Origin of the sequence: Pantoea sp. Fr-CA_6 (assembly GCF_024520895.1) — a bacterium.
GTDB classification, from domain to species: domain Bacteria; phylum Pseudomonadota; class Gammaproteobacteria; order Enterobacterales; family Enterobacteriaceae; genus Pantoea; species Pantoea agglomerans.
The window spans coordinates 333,336-348,407 of record NZ_JALNPO010000005.1 but is presented as its reverse complement, the minus strand read 5'-3'; the positions used below and the strand labels follow the sequence as shown (position 1 = coordinate 348,407).

Genomic DNA, 15,072 nt, shown 5'->3' with positions numbered 1-15,072 from the left:
GCGAGAGTAGGGAACTGCCAGGCATTAAATAAGTGAAGAAGCCCCGCACGAAAGTGCGGGGCTTTTTTACGTCTGCACTTTGCCACGTTAAGCTGAAACATTTTCATTTTCTGCATCAAACCTCGACATCTTACAACGAACAAGCTAATGTTGGGCATCCAGATGTCTAAACGTTTATATGGTTGTAAGAGGTGAGCAGGTTATGCCAATCAGGGTTCCCGACGAATTACCGGCAGTGAATTTTTTGCGTGACGAAAATGTCTTTGTGATGACATCGTCGCGCGCCAGTGTTCAGGAGATCCGCCCGCTTAAAGTGCTCATACTGAATCTGATGCCGAAAAAGATCGAAACGGAGAATCAGTTTCTGCGTCTGCTTTCCAACTCGCCCTTACAGATCGATATTCAGCTGCTGCGCATCGACAGCCGCGAGTCACGCAATACGCCCACTGAGCACCTCAACAACTTCTACTGCAATTTTGAAGATATCCAGCATGATAACTACGATGGCTTAATCGTGACAGGTGCACCACTCGGGCTGGTTGATTTTAATGATGTCGCTTACTGGCCACAGATTCAGCGCGTTCTGCACTGGGCAAATGAGCATGTCACCTCAACCCTGTTTGTCTGTTGGGCGGTTCAGGCTGCGCTTAACATTCTGTATGGCATTCCCAAGCAAACCCGGCATAACAAACTGTCTGGTGTCTATGAGCATCAGATACTGCATCCCCATGCGTTACTGACCCGTGGTTTTGATGATAATTTCCTCGCACCGCACTCACGCTATGCTGATTTCCCCACCCATTTGATTACGGATTACACCGATCTTGAGCTGTTTGCTGAATCGGAACAAACCGGTGCCTATCTGATGGCGAGTAAAGACAAACGTCTGGTGTTTGTTACCGGTCACCCGGAATATGATGCCCTGACGTTGTCTGGTGAGTATCATCGCGATTATGAAGCGGGGGTGAATCCGGAAGTCCCTTATAACTATTTCCCGCAGGATAATCCGGTATTGCCACCCCGCGCCACCTGGCGCAGTCACGGCAATCTGCTGTTCTCGAACTGGCTCAACTACTACGTTTACCAGATCACGCCGTTCGATTTGCGTCACATGAACCCAACGCTGGAATAGTCCCGTCTGAAGATCAACTGAACCGTGTTAGCCGATGGCAACACGGTTTTTTTTCGCCTTTAAAACGTTAACTGAAAGCGATTCCTTTAATGGATTAAAGTTTTATTTCAGATAAAACATCAGGATAGGTTGTTTTGTATTTAAAAATGGAAATAGTTTTTGATTTAAAAAAATAAATGCTTATGCTCTGATCCTGTAGCTCACAAAATAAACACCGTGTGGATCCGCTGCTTTCGATCCTTTGAATACAGGAGAACGCCAGCATGACAGACTCAGTGATCAGCCATACCCTGATTTTCAGCCAGCCCTTTAGCCATGCAGAACAGCAACTGTTAACGCCCGAGGCTGTTTCTTTTTTAGAGACGCTGGTCGCACGCTTTGCACCGCAACGCGAAGTGCTGTTATCGGCTCGCCAGCAGCGTCAGCAGCAATATGACCAGGGCTATCTGCCAGACTTCAATATGGAAACGGCTTCCATAAGAGCCAGTGAATGGCGTATTCAATCTATTCCGGCAGATTTAGAAGATCGTCGGGTCGAGATCACCGGCCCACCCGATCGGAAAATGGTGATTAACGCCCTGAACTCAAACGTTAAAGTCTTTATGGCCGACTTTGAGGATTCGCTGTCTCCGGAGTGGTCGAAGTTGATTGAAGGGCAGCTGACACTGCGCGAAGCAGTACAGGGCACCCTGAGTTATACCAGCGACAAAGGCAAAATTTATCAGCTCGGCGCTACCCCTGCGGTACTGATGTGCCGGGTGCGTGGTCTGCATCTGTCAGAAAAACATGTCAGCTGGCAGGGGAAGGCAATTCCGGGCGGGCTGTTTGATTTCGCGCTCTATTTCTTCCACAACGTCCGGCCGTTACTGGCCAAAGGCAGCGGGCCTTATTTCTATCTGCCGAAAACCGAGAGCTGGCAGGAGATCGCCTGGTGGCGTGAGATCTTCAGTTTCAGCGAGGATCAGTTTGATCTGCCGCGTGGCACGATCAAAGCCACTGTCCTGATCGAAACCTTACCCGCCGTGTTTCAGATGGATGAGATCCTGTGGAATCTGCGCGATCACATTGTTGGCCTCAACTGTGGCCGCTGGGATTACATCTTCAGCTATATCAAAACCCTGAAACAGCATGCGGATCGCGTGCTGCCGGATCGCCAGTCCGTCACCATGTCTCAGCCGTTTCTGGACGCTTATTCGCGACTGCTGATTAAAACCTGTCATCGGCGGGGGGCTTTTGCGATGGGCGGGATGTCAGCGCTGATCCCCGCTAAAGATCCCACGCGCAATGCCTGGGTACTGCAGCGCGTGACGGAAGATAAGCAGCGGGAGGCAGGTAACGGGCATGACGGCACCTGGATTGCTCATCCTGGTCTGGCAGATACCGCGATGGCGGTCTTCAACGCTGCGCTGGGCGACCGGCCAAACCAGCTGCAGGTCATGCGGGAAGAGGATGCGCCGATCACTGCGGAGCAGCTGCTGGCGCCCTGTCAGGGTGAGCGCACCGAAGCCGGTATGCGCGCCAACATCCGTGTTGCGCTGCAATACCTTGAGGCGTGGATCAGCGGTAACGGCTGTGTCCCGATTGACGGACTGATGGAGGATGCCGCCACCGCTGAGATCGCACGCACCTCAATCTGGCAATGGATTCATCATCAGCAAATGCTGAACAACGGCCAGCAGGTCACAGCTGAACTGTTTCTGCGCTGGCTTAACGAAGAGCTGCATCTGCTGCAAAACGCGCTGGGCGAAGCCCACTTCAGCGCCGGTCGCTATGACGACGCGGCGCAGTTGATGGCTCAGATCACCACCGAGCGCGAGCTGGTTTCCTTTCTTACCCTGCCAGGCTATCGCCTGATCCCCTGAACAGAGGAGCTATTGCCATGACACGTACTCAACAAATCGATCAACTGGAACAACTCTGGCAGACCGCACGCTGGCAGGGCATTACCCGCCCTTACAGCGCAGCAGAGGTCGTCAATCTGCGCGGCTCGGTCTTGCCCGCCTGTACGCTGGCAGAGCGCGGTGCGGAAAAATTATGGGCGTTGCTGAATGGCGAGGCGAAGAAAGGGTATATCAATAGCCTGGGTGCGCTGAGCGGCGGGCAGGCACTGCAGCAGGCCAAAGCGGGCATCGAAGCGATCTACCTTTCTGGCTGGCAGGTAGCGGCGGATGCCAACGTGGCGGGGCAGATGTATCCCGATCAGTCCCTCTACCCGGTGAACTCGGTGCCGGAAGTGGTGACGCGCATTAATCAGACCTTTCAGCGCGCCGATCAGATTCAGTGGTCCAGCGGCATTGAAGCGGGGGACAGCCGCCACACCGATTTCTTCCTGCCAATTGTGGCCGATGCTGAAGCCGGTTTTGGCGGCGTGCTGAATGCGTATGAGCTGATGAAGGCGATGATTCAGGCGGGCGCGGCGGCGGTCCACTTCGAAGATCAGCTGGCGGCGGTAAAAAAATGCGGTCACATGGGCGGCAAAGTTCTGGTACCGACTCAGGAAGCCATTCAGAAACTGGTGGCGGCACGGCTGGCTGCCGATGTAATGGGCGTGCCAACCGTGCTGCTGGCACGAACTGATGCCGACGCCGCTAACCTGATTACCTCAGACTGCGATGAATACGATCGTCCCTTTATCCAGGGCGACCGGACGGCAGAAGGCTTCTTCCGCACCCACGCTGGCATTGAACAGGCGATCAGTCGCGGGCTGGCCTATGCACCTTATGCTGACATCCTGTGGTGTGAAACCTCAACGCCGGATCTGGCGATGGCGCAGCGCTTTGCCGACGCCATTCATGCGCGTTTCCCCGGCAAGCTGCTGGCCTACAACTGTTCACCGTCGTTCAACTGGAAGAAGAACCTCGATGACCGCACCATCGCGAAGTTTCAGCATGCGCTCAGCGACATGGGCTATCGCTTCCAGTTCATCACGCTGGCGGGCATCCACAGCATGTGGTTCAACATGTTCGATCTGGCCCACGCCTACGCCCAGGGCGAAGGGATGCGTCACTATGTTGAAAAGGTTCAGCAGCCTGAGTTCGCTGCCCGCGATCGCGGTTACAGCTTCTCTTCGCATCAGCAGGAGGTGGGCACCGGCTATTTTGATCAGGTGACTAATATCATTCAGGGCGGTAAGTCCTCGGTCACCGCGCTCACCGGTTCGACCGAAGAGCATCAGTTCTGACCCTTTTCCTCTGACTGATTCCCCGTCCGCAAACCGCGGGCGGGCGTTTACCGGAGCTGATTATGCCGCCACGCGAATCATTGATCGCCCACACTATCCTGCAGGGTTTTGATGCACAGTATGGTCGCTTTCTCGACATCACTGCTGGCGCGCAGCAGCGGTTTGAGCAGGCGGAATGGCAGGCGGTGCAGCATGCCATGAAGGCCCGCATTCATCTCTATGATCATCACGTCAGCCTGGTTGCCGATCAATTGCGGGTGCTGAACGGTGCGGCCAGCTGGGATGAGATGTTCTGGCTGCGGGTTAAGGACCACTATCAAAGCCTGCTGCCCGGCTATCCACGGCATGAAATTGCCGAAAGCTTCTTTAATTCCGTCTACTGCCGGTTACATGGACATGCCGATCTGCAGCCGGACCGGCTGTTTATCTTCAGCTCTCAATCCCTGACCGCGCCGGTCACACCTTTGCGCCCGTTATCGCGCCGTTATCAGTCGGAGCGGGGCTGGCTGGCACTGGTGGATCAGGTGTTGAGCGATTTACCGCTGACGTTGCCGTGGCAGCAGCGCGCTCGCGACGTCGGCTGGATTGTCCGCCACCTGCAGTCGCATTTTCCCCGGCTGAACCAGGGCTGGCTCGAGGTTAACAGTGAACTCTTCTATCGTAACAAAACTGCCTGGCTGGTGGCGCGCCTGCATCTGCCGGAGGGCATCTTGCCCTGTCTGCTGCCGATCCAGCGCAGTGAAACGGGCGAACTATGGATCGACACCTGTCTGACCGATGTGAATGACGCCAGCATTGTGTTTGGTTTTGCCCGCGCCTATTTCATGGTTTATGCGCCGGTGCCTGCGGCGCTGGTTGCCTGGCTGCAACCGATACTGCCTGGCAAAACCCTGGCGGAGCGCTATATGGCGATTGGCTGCCAGAAGCACGGTAAAACCGAGAGCTATCGCGAATATCTTCAGGCGCTGGCAGAGAATGAGACGGCCTTTGAGATCGCACCCGGCGTGCGCGGCATGGTGATGCTGGTCTTCACGCTGCCGGGCTTTGACTGGGTGTTCAAGGTCATCAGGGATCGCTTCGCGCCGCAAAAAGAGGTGACGGAAGCGCAGGTCCGCGCCTGTTATCAGCAGGTCAAAGAGCACGATCGCGTGGGACGTATGGCGGATACGCAGGAGTTCGAGCAGTTTGCGCTGCCGCTGTCGCGCATCTCACCGGCGCTGCTGGCAGAACTCCACGCCTGCGTGGCTGAGAAGCTGCATATCGAAGGCGATCGCCTGATTATTCGTCACCTGTGGCTGGAGCGCCGTATGCAGCCGCTTAATCTCTACCTGGCCCAGGCGAATGCCGCAGAGCGGCGTCACGCGATTGAAGAGTATGGCAATGCCATCCGACAGCTGGCGGCGGCCAATATCTTTCCCGGAGACATGCTGTTTAAAAACTTCGGCATCACGCGCCATGGCCGGGTGATTTTTTACGATTACGATGAGATTCGCCCGATGCAGGAGCTGCACTTCCGGGATGTGCCCGCGGCGCGCTATGAGGAGGATGAACTCAGCGCCGAGCCCTGGTACAGCGTCGGGCCGGACGATGTCTTCCCGGAAACCTTCCGCTATGCGTTATGCAGTGAAGCCGCTACCGGCGCATTGCTGTTGCAACTGCATCCGGAGATATTCGACGCCCGCTGGTGGCGCGCGCAGCAGCAGCGCATCGCCCAGGGTCATGTGGAAGAGGTGATCGCCTGGCGGCAGACGCAGCGTTTCAGCGTCTGCTATGGCGCAGATAAAGTTAACGACCGCTGTACGCCAGCGTAACCTGGCGCGCTTCGCGGATGACCAGTGCACCTAATTCAGTAATCCGATCGTCAGTCATGCGGGCGATGGGGCCGGAGATGGAGAGCGCGGCAAACGCCTCGCCATGTTCGTCATAGATTGGCGCGGCGACACAGCGTAGTCCAAGCGCATGCTCTTCATCATCAAATGAGAAGCCCGCTTTGCGCACCAGCGCCAGATTCTCTTTCAGACTCTGCGGTGACATCAGGGTTTTCTGCGTGTAGTAATGCAATCCTTTCTGATGCAGCAGGGCGGTGACCTGCTCATCGCCCAGGTGGGCCAGAAATGCTTTGCCTGCGCCAGACGCATGCATCGGCAGCTTGCCGCCAATCGGCGCAGACATTCGCATCAGCTGGGTACACTGCACCTGATCAATGATCACCGCCTGGTGATCGCTGAGATCCAGCACCGCCAGATTCACCGTTTCACCGGACTGCTCCATCAGGCTACGCAGCACCGGGTGTACCAGCGCCAGCAGGTTACGGCTCTGCAGGAAACTGCTGCCGACCACGAAGGCGTGTGCGCCGATCGTCCACAGCCCGAGATCGCCCACCTGCCGGACAAAACCCTGCTGCTGCATGGTGCTGAGCAGGCGATGCGTGGTGGAGTTAGGCAAACCCGCCTGCTGAGCCAGCTCGGTCAGCGCTACGCTGCCATGTGAGTCAGCAATCAGCTCCAGCAGCGTCAGGCCGCGGGTCAGCGATTGCACCTGACCGCCCGCGGGTGCGGCGACAGGGGTGCCACGGGGTTTCTTGCCGCGCTTAACAGGAACCGGGGTTGCCATCATTGTTCTCCTTTTACATTGTGGAAATCATTTTCGTTTTAATCGCGCGCTTTGCAAACGCTGGTTTTCTGGTCAGACCTGTACAGCCGTGACCTGAAAAACTCTCATTCGAGGTTACTTTGTCGCCTGACCAGCTTGTGCCAGAATGAAAAACGGGCTTTTCCGCCAGCAGACTGACGTGAATGGGGCAACAGTGAGCAATAAAATCGACGCGTTAAAACAGCAGCTCGCACAACGCATTATGGTGCTGGATGGGGGTATGGGCACCATGATCCAGAGCTATAAGCTGGAAGAAGAGGATTATCGCGGCAGCCGTTTTGCTGACTGGCCCTGCGATCTCAAAGGCAATAACGATCTGCTGGTGCTGAGTAAACCGGCAGTGATCCGCGAGATCCACGACGCCTATCTGGCGGCGGGTGCGGATATCCTCGAAACCAACACCTTTAACGCCACGTCGATTGCGATGTCGGATTACCAGATGGAAAGTTTATCGGCGGAGATCAATTTTGAAGCGGCCCGCCTGGCGCGAGCCTGCGCCGATGCGTGGACGGCGAAAACGCCGGATCGTCCGCGTTATGTCGCGGGTGTGCTCGGCCCGACCAACCGCACCTGCTCGATCTCACCCGACGTCAACGATCCTGCCTACCGTAACGTCACTTTTAATCAGCTGGTGGAGGCGTACCGCGAATCGACCCGCGCGCTGGTGGAGGGCGGTTCCGACATCATCATGATTGAAACGGTGTTCGATACGCTGAATGCCAAGGCGGCTATCTATGCGGTCCAGACCGAGATGGAAGCGCTTGGCGTGGCGCTGCCGCTGATGATCTCCGGCACTATCACCGACGCCTCCGGCCGAACGCTCTCCGGCCAGACCACCGAAGCTTTTTACAACTCGCTGCGTCACGCCGAACCGCTCTCTTTTGGCCTGAACTGCGCACTGGGACCCGACGAGCTTCGTCAGTATGTGGCGGAACTGTCGCGCATCGCTGAAGGCTACGTGACCGCCCATCCCAACGCCGGTCTGCCCAATGCCTTTGGCGAATATGATCTGGATGCGGAACTGATGGCGCAGCAGATTGGTGAATGGGCCACCGCCGGATTCCTGAACATTATTGGCGGCTGCTGTGGCACCACACCGCAACATATCGCTGCCATGGTGGCGGCGGTTGAAGGCGTCGCACCGCGTCAGTTGCCGACGATCCCGGTGGCCTGCCGTCTCTCCGGTCTGGAGCCGCTTAACATCACCGCAGAGTCACTGTTTGTTAACGTCGGTGAGCGCACCAACGTCACCGGCTCGGCAAAATTTAAACGGCTGATCAAAGAAGAGAAGTATAACGAAGCGCTGGAAGTGGCGCTGCAGCAGGTGCAGAGCGGCGCGCAGATCATCGACATCAACATGGATGAAGGCATGCTCGACGCCGAGGCGGCGATGGTACGCTTTCTGAATCTGATTGCTGGCGAACCGGATATCGCCCGCGTGCCGATCATGATCGACTCCTCAAAATGGGAGGTGATTGAGAAAGGGTTGCAGTGCATTCAGGGCAAAGGGATCGTGAACTCAATTTCGATGAAAGAGGGTGAAGCGGCCTTTATTCATCATGCGCATCAGGTCCGGCGTTACGGCGCGGCGATGGTGGTCATGGCGTTTGACGAAGTCGGTCAGGCGGATACCCGCGCCCGAAAAATTGAGATCTGCCGCCGTGCTTACCGGATCCTCACCGAACAGGTCGGTTTCCCGCCGGAAGATATTATCTTCGACCCCAACATCTTTGCGGTCGCCACCGGCATCGACGAACACAATAACTACGCCATGGATTTCATTGGTGCCTGCGAAGATATCAAGCGCGAGCTTCCCCATGCGATGATCTCCGGCGGCGTCTCCAACGTATCGTTTTCATTCCGTGGCAACGATCCGGTGCGTGAAGCGATACATGCCGTCTTTCTCTATTACGCCATCCGTAAAGGCATGGATATGGGCATCGTCAACGCAGGCCAGCTGGCGATTTATGATGATTTGCCGGCAGAACTGCGCGAGGCGGTAGAGGATGTGATTCTTAACCGGCGGGATGATGGCACCGAGCGGCTGCTGGCGCTGGCGGAGAAATACCGTGGCGGCAAAAGCGATGGCTCGCAGGAAAAACAGCTCGCGGAATGGCGCAGCTGGGACGTGGTGAAACGGCTGGAGTATTCGCTGGTCAAGGGGATCACCGAGTTTATCGAGCAGGATACCGAAGAGGCGCGCCAGCAGGTACCACGGCCGATAGAGGTGATTGAAGGCCCGCTGATGTCCGGCATGAACGTCGTCGGTGACCTGTTCGGTGAGGGCAAGATGTTCCTGCCGCAGGTGGTGAAATCGGCGCGCGTGATGAAGCAGGCGGTGGCGTATCTGGAACCCTTTATCGAAGCCAGCAAAGAGGCGGGGCGCAGCAACGGTAAAATCGTGCTGGCCACGGTCAAAGGCGACGTGCACGACATCGGGAAAAATATTGTCGGCGTGGTGCTGCAGTGTAATAACTACGAAATCATTGACCTTGGCGTGATGGTGCCGGGCGAAAAAATTCTCAAAACGGCGCGCGAAGTGAATGCGGACATCATCGGCTTATCAGGCCTGATTACGCCGTCGCTGGATGAGATGGTCAACATGGCGAAAGAGATGGAGCGTCAGGGCTTTACCTTACCACTGCTGATTGGCGGCGCGACCACCTCGAAGGCGCATACCGCTGTCAAAATTGAGCAGCATTACAGTGGCCCGACGGTCTACGTGCAGAACGCCTCACGCACCGTTGGCGTGGTGTCGTCGCTGCTCTCCGCCACCTTAAAAGAGGATTTCGTCGCCCGAACCCGCAAAGAGTACGAGACCGTGCGCATTCAGCATGCACGCAAAAAGCCGCGCACACCGCCGGTCTCGCTGCAGGCGGCGCGCGATAACGCCACCTCAATTGACTGGGAGAGTTACACGCCACCCGTGCCGCATCGTCCCGGGGTCAGTCAGGTGGAGGCCAGCATTGAAACGCTGCGCAACTACATCGACTGGACGCCGTTCTTTATGACCTGGTCGCTGGCGGGCAAATATCCCCGCATCATGGAGGATGAGGTGGTGGGTGAAGAGGCGCAGCGTCTGTTTGCCGATGCCAATGCGATGCTCGACAGATTAAGCCAGCAGTCGCTGCTGAAGCCACGTGGCGTGGTCGGTATTTTTCCGGCTAACCGTGTCGGCGATGATATTCATCTCTACAGTGATGAGCGGCGTGATGAGATTTTGTGTGTGAGTCATCACTTACGCCAGCAGACCGAAAAAACCGACTTCGCCAACTACTGTCTGGCGGATTTTGTGGCCCCGAAATCGAGCGGCAAAGCGGATTATCTCGGGGCCTTTGCGGTGACCGGCGGGCTGGAAGAGGATGCGCTGGCGGAGGCGTACGATCGTCAGCATGATGACTACAACAAGATCATGGTGAAAGCGCTGGCTGACCGTCTGGCGGAAGCCTTTGCCGAATACCTGCACGAGCGGGTACGTAAGGTGATCTGGGGCTTCGCGCCTAACGAAAATCTCAGCAATGAAGAGCTGATTCGGGAAAATTATCAGGGGATACGTCCGGCGCCAGGCTATCCGGCCTGCCCGGAGCACACTGAGAAAGCCGCCATCTGGCGTCTGCTGGCGGTGGAAGAACAGACCGGCATGAAGCTCACCGAATCCTTTGCCATGTGGCCGGGCGCGTCAGTCTCTGGCTGGTACTTCAGTCATCCTGACAGCCGCTATTTCGCCGTGGCGCAGATCCAGCGTGACCAGGTGGAAGATTATGCGGCACGCAAAGGGATGTCGGTCATGGAAGTGGAGCGCTGGCTGGCGCCGAATCTCGGCTACGACGCGGACTAAATAAAAAAGCGGCCTGAGGGCCGCTTCAGACTGCTGACAAATCCAGCTCCGGTTAAATCTGGCAGCAATGAAGAAACTCAACGCGCAGGGAACCCGGTCAGAGGAGGAAAGCGTCCCGCGCCAGGGACGGCGCGGGCCGAGCGGCCAGGGATGGCATTAGCGCCTTTCCGATCTGACCGGGTTCCCTGAGCAGGCGCGATCTCATTGCTATGCTTTGCTTCAGGCGTATGCTCCCTGAGCCTGCTTTCTGTTAACCGCATGAAACGGCCCTGAGGCCGCCATCTGCTTAGTTAAAGCGCGCGTCGCGATCGGACGTCAGATCATACAACTGGTACTTGCGACCCAGCATCTGACCGCCATCACGCGTCAGCGGCACCCAGTTCACCTGCGCGCGACCGCGCGTTGGCGTCACGGTGAACAGATCCATTGGGATAGAGATATAGAAGCCTTTGGTGAAGTCGCCTTCGCCATACTCTTCAGACGAGACGTTGGTTTTGGTGGCATAGACACCCACCATCACGCCACTGTCGAAGCGCTTCGACACATCGACCGTCACGCCTTTATCTTTCGCCAGATACTGACCGACGCTGGTTTTCACCAGTACATCCTGCATGAACCATGGACGCCAGTAACCCGTCAGGTTGCCGGTTGAGGCTTTATAGCGGTTAAACTGCATCATGTTGTCCCAGTCACGCTGACGGACATAGTTGGCATCGACGCCCACCGCCCAGTTCGCATCGACCGGACGATAGAGCAGCTCGCCGCCCACGCCGCCATACATCGTCTCAAGGTACCCGCCGTAAACCTGACCATAGAAGCCGTTACCGAGGTGGCCCATATAGTTTGCCTGCAGATCGTTGACGTAGACGTTGTTCTCAACGTAGTCGCGGATATGGGTACGCACGCGCGGCAGCGAAGAATCCGCCGGTGCGCCGTTGTAGTTGAACTTGTCGTAGTTGTTGGCGAGGTTACCAAACAGACTACCGCCCACCAGCAGGTGATCCGTCAGCCAGTAATCAGCGTTAGCCATTACGCCGACCTGATACATATAGAAGCTTTCCGGGCCGCCCACCGACTGATTCAGCACCGGCGACAGACTGTAGTTCAGGCGATCCTGACGGATAAACATCCCCTGCTCAGTGGTACCCGGATCGACCGGTTCTTTGCGGGTCTGTTGCAGTGGCTGCTCATGGCCCAGCGGATAGCCTTCCAGATTGTTACGCAGGCTGGCGACCTGCGTCTCAGTCGTCACCTGTGGCATGTTAAAGCGCGACTCGGTGACATTGATGGTGTCGATGCCGTCAGGCAGGTGGTTCATGATGATGCGGTTCGCACGATCCACCCCTTCACGGGTATCGCGATACTTCGTCTGCTCGCCTGACACATAGATCGTGTGACCCTGAGTCTGAATACGCGGACCATCAAGACCGGCATTGTATTTCAGATCGGTCAGCTGAGTGCCCACCACCGTCGGCTCCAGCAACTTAGGCTGTGGCTGCGGATTGTAGGAAGGCTTCTCGCTGTCGATGTGCGCCTGACGCAGATCGTTGAAGTTGGTGCGAATGGTGACACCAAACATAAAGGTGTTACCGCGTTCGTAGCTGGCGTTGATGTCAGCCCAGTCGGTTACGCGATAAATCGCGCCGACGTTGAGCTTGCTGCGCTGCTCAAGGCGGCCAGCAAAGTCATTCTGGTAGTCGTTGCCCTCATACTCCATTTTAAGGCGCAGCGGCTGCCAGGGCGTCTGATACTCCACGCCGCCAAACAGCGCCGTCGGACCGTGGAACATCTGCGAGCCGTTGATTGAACCCGCTTCGCCCACCTGCGGACGCTGGCAATAGCTGTCGCTGTATGAGCAGAAGGGGTTCTTCACGGTGCCGCTATTGCCGAGATAGCCCCAGCCAAGCCCCAGGGTAAAGTCGAACGGTCCCCATGCTTTGGTCGCCACCAGGTATTCGCTGTCGAACAGACCGGTACCGCCCAGATCGCGGGTGCCCACCGCCACTTCCGGCAGCCAGAAGCCCTCCTGCCACAGACGGAGTTTCAGGTCGAAGGCTTTATCTTTATAGCTCTGCGTGCCGCTGAATTCTGAGACCGCACTGTACTGACGGGTGCGCACGTCGGTATACCGCACCGTGGTCTCCAGCCAGGGAAAGAGCTGCAGTGACGCGGAGTAGTATCGGTACTGATCGTTGTCGCGCGCGTTGAGGCTGAACTCGCCCTCTTTGGCCATGCGCGCCGTCGGCACCTGCATCAGACCCACGCCGCCGAAATCGGATTGTGAAGGGCCCACCGGCTCGGGCCAGGTGTCAGCCTGCGCCTGACAGGCTGCCGCCACGGAAACAGCCAACAGGCTGAAGAGATAACGTTTTTTCATCAGTCTGGTATCCGGTGAGTCAGTACGGAAAGGATGCGTTCATTAAGGTCTTCATAGCTGCCTGGCAGGCTCCATGACGAAAAGCCGAGCCAGATAATGCTGCCTGGCTCCACTTCCGCGTGGCGATGATTCCAGTAGGCAACCGGCACCTGCTGTGTGGCGCCTGAAGGTGCAATCACGGTGACAAAATTGCGTTCTGCCCCGGAGAGTGCGTCATGACCATCCAGATAGTCGCGTACTGATTTACCCGGCTGCCAGCTCACTTTGCCTGCGCCGCTCAGCGCGCCGAGCAGCAGTACAGAATCTGAGGGGGCCTGCAGATAGAGGTCATAGCTGCCTTCCAGCCGACGGTTGTCAGCCGGATGCAGACGGATCCAGTCCGGGTCGAGCGACGTGAACTGGCGACCTGCTACTTTGATGGCGCTCAGCTGGCGGATCACCTCATCAATGGCCGCCGCCCGATCGCCGCTGCTGTCGGCACGCCAGGCACGTAACGCGCCCAGCGTCTGTTGATAGTGCTGCTGTGCCACTGCGCTGGCGCCGCGCTCGGCAATAAAGGTCGCACGCCAGTCAGTGTTGACCTGCAGTGGAGGCAGAGTCACCAGCTGGGAGAGATCCGCGACCTGGCTCAGCTCAGCCTGACCGCCGTTGTGCGGTGCATGAACGATAACCTGCGCAGTTGCCTGCGCTTCTGCGGCGCTGAACAGGCTCAGCCCGGCCAGCAAAAAAGTGATTTTTTTCATGATTTCGCCGGCTTCAGAATAGTGATATCTACAGGGAAGGCGTCTGCCGCCAGCATCTGATGGGCCTGCACCACATCGCCGCTGCTGTTATCGATCCAGAAGGTGTTTTCCCACTCGCGGTTACTGCTGTCGATGCTCACCTGCTCATGCCAGACGCGGCACGGAATGCGGTTGCCCGCCACGGTCAGGACTTCGTCGGTGCCGCGCTGGAAGGTTGAACGCACAGTCGCGCCGCGAACCTTGCCCTGTTCGGTCCACTGCACGATGCGGGTCCAGCCTGCACCGTTGCTGATATGCAGGCTGTCAGCGAGCGGATCCTGTTGCAGATTGCTGACGCTCAGCAGGTTATCCGGCAAGCCCAGGGTTTTAACCAGGCGGCCATGCTGTGTCACCAGCATCGCCTGATCCTGTGTCACCCATTTCTGCTGACCTTTCTCGTTGTAGCCGAGCACTACAAAAATGCGCGGACCTTCATTCAGGCGAGCATAGAGACTGGCATAGGGAAGATTGTTGACCTGTTGATCGGTAACGGTCACGTCGTCCGGACCGTTAACCGCAAGCAGCAGAGTCTGTTCAAGACCTTTTTGCGTTTGTGTACAGGCCTGCAGCAGCAGGCAAGCGAGCAGCAGAGGAAGTTGGCGCACTGTGTGTCCCTGATAAGTCATGCCAAAGTAAAAAATAACCACACAGGCGTGTGGTTATGTTTAAAGGTGCTCTGCCCGTCCCGTTCCGGCTGCAGAAATACAGGTTACGTGGCTCAGCGTCCTCACTCACCGAAGTCAGTGGTTCAGCCTCTGCCCGTTTGCTGCAGATCAGCAATCAGACGGGGGTCGGGCATCCATCAACGAGTGGTGCTCGTCGTGGTCGTGGTTGTTGTACCGGTATTTGCACCGTCACCACCGCCAGAAGCGGCAATGCCGAGCCCGACCAGCGCGCCAAGTGCACCGATACCCACAGCGGTCGACGTGCCAGCAGAGATTGCTCCCGCCTGCGCGCCAGCTGCGGTACCAGCTTCTTCCGGCGCAGCAAATGCGCTGGAAGAGACGGCAACGAAGATCAAGGCTGCACCGGCAACCATAGTTTTTTTCATAACAGCGTTTCCTGCATTGAGTGAATGAAGGATCTCTGTCCGCTGAGGTTGCAACGCAG

10 protein-coding genes are annotated in these 15,072 nt (G+C 57.1%); 5 read left to right on the top strand and 5 right to left on the bottom strand.

Annotation, left to right across the window (positions count from 1 at the left end; all coding sequences use genetic code 11):
- Positions 1-202: 202 nt before the first annotated feature.
- From metA to aceK, 4 genes are all read left to right on the top strand, one after another.
- Positions 203-1,132: a homoserine O-succinyltransferase gene (metA, locus tag NR201_RS12305; protein ID WP_010252696.1), complete on the top strand. Its 930-nt coding sequence runs from the start codon at positions 203-205 to the stop codon at positions 1,130-1,132.
- A gap of 263 nt (positions 1,133-1,395) precedes the next feature.
- Entirely contained in the window at positions 1,396-2,994 is a 1,599-nt protein-coding gene (gene aceB / locus NR201_RS12300) for a malate synthase A (protein WP_256849813.1), read from the top strand.
- A gap of 17 nt (positions 2,995-3,011) precedes the next feature.
- Positions 3,012-4,313, top strand: a complete 1,302-nt coding sequence (gene aceA, locus NR201_RS12295) for an isocitrate lyase (RefSeq protein WP_256849812.1) — start codon at positions 3,012-3,014, stop codon at positions 4,311-4,313.
- Between the two features lie 62 nt (positions 4,314-4,375).
- On the top strand, positions 4,376-6,124 hold the full coding sequence (aceK, locus tag NR201_RS12290) for a bifunctional isocitrate dehydrogenase kinase/phosphatase (protein ID WP_256849811.1): 1,749 nt from the start codon (positions 4,376-4,378) through the stop codon (positions 6,122-6,124).
- On the opposite strand, the gene iclR is transcribed toward aceK, so the two are convergent.
- Positions 6,099-6,926, bottom strand: a complete 828-nt coding sequence (gene iclR / locus NR201_RS12285) for a glyoxylate bypass operon transcriptional repressor IclR (RefSeq protein ID WP_050679833.1) — start codon at positions 6,924-6,926, stop codon at positions 6,099-6,101. The genes aceK and iclR overlap by 26 nt on opposite strands.
- 193 nt (positions 6,927-7,119) lie before the next feature.
- On the opposite strand from iclR, the gene metH reads away from it, so the two are divergent.
- Entirely contained in the window at positions 7,120-10,803 is a 3,684-nt protein-coding gene (gene metH / locus NR201_RS12280) for a methionine synthase (RefSeq protein ID WP_256849820.1), read from the top strand.
- A 286-nt stretch (positions 10,804-11,089) separates the two neighbouring features.
- Here the strand turns inward: metH and NR201_RS12275 are convergent, their stop codons facing one another.
- The 4 genes from NR201_RS12275 to yjbE form a co-directional block, all read right to left on the bottom strand.
- The gene (locus tag NR201_RS12275; RefSeq protein ID WP_062759330.1) at positions 11,090-13,180 is read right to left on the bottom strand and encodes a YjbH domain-containing protein; all 2,091 of its coding nucleotides are present in this window, start codon (positions 13,178-13,180) and stop codon (positions 11,090-11,092) included.
- Complete coding sequence (locus tag NR201_RS12270) at positions 13,180-13,923, bottom strand: capsule biosynthesis GfcC family protein (protein ID WP_010252675.1); 744 nt, start codon at positions 13,921-13,923, stop codon at positions 13,180-13,182. The genes NR201_RS12275 and NR201_RS12270 overlap by 1 nt, the downstream gene beginning before the upstream one ends.
- Positions 13,920-14,567, bottom strand: a complete 648-nt coding sequence (locus NR201_RS12265) for a YjbF family lipoprotein (protein WP_010672200.1) — start codon at positions 14,565-14,567, stop codon at positions 13,920-13,922. Before NR201_RS12265 ends, NR201_RS12270 begins: the two co-directional genes overlap by 4 nt.
- 197 nt (positions 14,568-14,764) lie before the next feature.
- Entirely contained in the window at positions 14,765-15,013 is a 249-nt protein-coding gene (yjbE, locus tag NR201_RS12260) for an exopolysaccharide production protein YjbE (protein WP_010252668.1), read from the bottom strand.
- Positions 15,014-15,072 lie beyond the last annotated feature (59 nt).

Excerpts from the sequence above, each read along its gene's own strand:
- aceK (WP_256849811.1), top strand. The coding sequence starts at position 4,376 with ATGCCGCCACGCGAATCATTGATCGCCCACACTATCCTGCAGGGTTTT.
- NR201_RS12275 (WP_062759330.1), bottom strand. The coding sequence starts at position 13,180 with ATGAAAAAACGTTATCTCTTCAGCCTGTTGGCTGTTTCCGTGGCGGCA.
- aceA (WP_256849812.1), top strand. The coding sequence starts at position 3,012 with ATGACACGTACTCAACAAATCGATCAACTGGAACAACTCTGGCAGACC.
- iclR (WP_050679833.1), bottom strand. The coding sequence starts at position 6,926 with ATGGCAACCCCGGTTCCTGTTAAGCGCGGCAAGAAACCCCGTGGCACC.
- yjbE (WP_010252668.1), bottom strand. The coding sequence starts at position 15,013 with ATGAAAAAAACTATGGTTGCCGGTGCAGCCTTGATCTTCGTTGCCGTC.
- NR201_RS12270 (WP_010252675.1), bottom strand. The coding sequence starts at position 13,923 with ATGAAAAAAATCACTTTTTTGCTGGCCGGGCTGAGCCTGTTCAGCGCC.
- aceB (WP_256849813.1), top strand. The coding sequence starts at position 1,396 with ATGACAGACTCAGTGATCAGCCATACCCTGATTTTCAGCCAGCCCTTT.
- metA (WP_010252696.1), top strand. The coding sequence starts at position 203 with ATGCCAATCAGGGTTCCCGACGAATTACCGGCAGTGAATTTTTTGCGT.